This is a genomic window from Ancylobacter sp. 3268, from assembly GCF_031456575.1.
Taxonomy (GTDB): Bacteria; Pseudomonadota; Alphaproteobacteria; order Rhizobiales; family Xanthobacteraceae; genus Ancylobacter.
In genome coordinates, this window is sequence record NZ_JAVDUX010000049.1 from 1 (window position 1) to 2479 (window position 2479).

Annotated in this window: 4 protein-coding genes; all 4 read left to right on the plus strand. The window is 66.2% G+C overall.

Translation table 11 applies throughout. The annotated features are described in order from the left end of the window. Nucleotides 1-6 precede the first annotated feature (6 nt). Entirely contained in the window at nt 7-756 is a 750-nt protein-coding gene (locus J2X65_RS26865) for an SDR family oxidoreductase (protein ID WP_310208568.1), read from the plus strand. 94 nt (nt 757-850) lie between these two features. Then, on the plus strand, nt 851-1213 hold the full coding sequence (locus tag J2X65_RS26870; protein WP_310208558.1) for a cupin domain-containing protein: 363 nt from the start codon (nt 851-853) through the stop codon (nt 1211-1213). Between the two features lie 79 nt (nt 1214-1292). Further along, nucleotides 1293-2198 (plus strand): sigma-70 family RNA polymerase sigma factor, encoded by a 906-nt coding sequence (locus J2X65_RS26875; protein WP_310208561.1) that lies wholly within the window; start codon nt 1293-1295, stop codon nt 2196-2198. A gap of 96 nt (nt 2199-2294) precedes the next feature. After that, the coding region (locus tag J2X65_RS26880) for an SDR family NAD(P)-dependent oxidoreductase (protein WP_310208565.1) at nt 2295-2479 on the plus strand (185 nt) is incomplete at its 3' end.

The window sequence follows — 2479 nt, forward strand, 5'->3', positions numbered from 1 at the left end:
GATACTATGAAGATCGTGGTGATTGGTGGAAGCGGACTGATCGGGCGTCACCTGACCGCCGACTTCTCGCGACAGGGGCACGATGCCATCGCGGCTTCGCCGAGTACCGGCGTGAACGCGCTGACGGGTGAAGGTTTGGCCGAGGTCCTTGCCGGCGCTGACATTGTCGTGGACGTGTCGAACTCGCCGTCCTTCGAGGATGCGGCGGTGCTCGACTTTTTCGAGCGCTCGGGCCGCAACCTTCTGGCTGCTGAGCGCGAGGCGGGCGTGGGGCATCACGTCGCCCTGTCCATCGTCGGCACCGATCGCCTGGTGGGCAACGGCTACTTCCGGGCGAAGGTCGCGCAGGAACGGCTCATCAAGGACTCTGGCGTTCCCTTCACCATCGTGCGCGCAACCCAGTTCTTCGAGTTCGTCGCCACCATCGCCGAAGCATCGGTCGAGGGCGACCGCCTGGTCGTACCCGATGCCGACTTCCAGCCCATCGCCGCCGCCGATGTCGCCGCAGCGCTCGCCGATGTCGCGCTCGCTCCGCCGCGCAACGCGACGATCGAGATCGCCGGACCCGACCGCCTGCCCTTCCGCGACTTCGTCGCCCGCCGCATCGCCACCGACGGCGACCTTCGAGAAGTTCAGGCCGACAGGGCCGCGCGTTACTTCGGCGCCGCGCTCGAAAAAGGTTCGCTGGTTCCCGAACATGTGGGAGCGGCGCGTCTCGGACCAACGCGTTTCGAGAGCTGGCTCGTCGCCGCCTGAGCCCGATGCGTTCTCCCACCCACCCAGAAAGGCCCATACCGTGTTCAGAACATTCCTGCTTGGAGCCCTGCTATCCGTCACTGCCGTTCCCGCCATGGCGACAGATGTCGCAAGGGGCGAAGCGCGCGTAACGACGATCTTCGACCATCCGATACCTTCCGTTCCGGGCAAGAGCCTACGCGGCGTCCTTGTCGAGTATGGTCCAGGCGGTTCCTCACCGTCCCACACCCACGCCACATCCGCCTTCATCACGGCGACTGTGATCGAGGGCGCGGTGCGCAACCGGATTAACGACGGCCCGGAAAAGGTATTCCACGTCGGGGAAAGCTTCGTCGAGATGCCGGGCGACCATCACGGCGTCAGCGCCAACGCGAGTGACGTCGAGCCGTCGAAGCTCCTTGCCGTCTTCGTCGTGGATACGGACGACACCAAGCTGACGACGCCGGACCGGCCGTAAGAACCGGTGTACGCTGGGCGGCCGGAGTAGTCCGTAGCCATCATCGCAGGGGCAAGTGAAACCACCGTCGAGGAACGCAATGCGGCAGGTAGATGACGCCACAGACATCTTCGAGGCCCATAGGGTGCGGCTCCTGCGCATCGCCTACCGCATGCTGGGCTCGCGCAGCGAAGCCGAGGACGTCGTGCAGAATGCATGGTTGCGCTGGGTCGCCGCGGACCGAGGGGGTATCGCTGCCCCTTATCCGTTCCTTGCGCGTGTCGTCACCCGGCTTTGCCTTGACGAGATGAAGTCGGCACGCGCCCGCCGCGAGACCTATGTCGGCGCCTGGCTGCCCGAACCGCTGGTCGAAACCGAGGAAGGTGGCCTGGAGGAAGACGACCTGACGCTGACGCTGATGATGGCGCTCGAGCGCTTGTCACCGTTGGAAAGGGCAGCCTTCCTGCTCCACGACGTCTTCGGCGTGCCGCTCGGCGAGGTGGCGGACACGCTCGACCGGGAAGCAGCGGCCGTGCGCCAACTCGCCGTCCGGGCGCGCCGAAACATTCAAGCCGCACGTCCGCGCTTCCCGGTCGAACGCGAAGAGGGCGAGCGGATCGCGCGTGCCTTCTTCGCGGCCTCGACCAGCGGTGACACCGCGACGCTGCGGACACTTCTTGCCGAGAACGTGGTTCTGCGTTCGGACGGCGGCGGAAAGGTTATTGCCTTCATCAACCCCATCACGGGGTTGGATCGCCTCCTGCGGCTGTACGAGGGGGTGCGGCGAAAATGGGGAGAGGGCTGGGCGCAGATGCTTGAACCCGCCTGGATCGACGGGCTGCCCGGATATGTCAGCCGCGAGCGCGGCGACGTCCTCCAAACCACCGCACTCGCCATCGAGGACGGCCGGATCACCGCGATCTACATCACCCGCAATCCCGACAAGCTCCGCCATGTCGCGCAGGCTCTCGCCGCGGGGCCGGACCTGACCTTCCGGACACAGTGATCAGGCCGCGGGCGACACATGTCACCCCGCCTGACATTCAACCTCTCAGGGCACTGCTGTTCTCGCACGGCGCGCCAGCTCACGCAGGACAACAACATGACACAGCAGACACCCATTGGCTCCGGCTTCGGCGCCGCCAGCACGGCCATGGAGGTCATCTCCGGGATCGATCTCTCGGGGAAGCTCGCCATCGTGACCGGAGGGGCCTCGGGCCTCGGGCTCGAGACGACGCGCGCTCTCCTCCATGCCGGGGCCGAGGTCATCGTGCCGGCGCGAAGCCC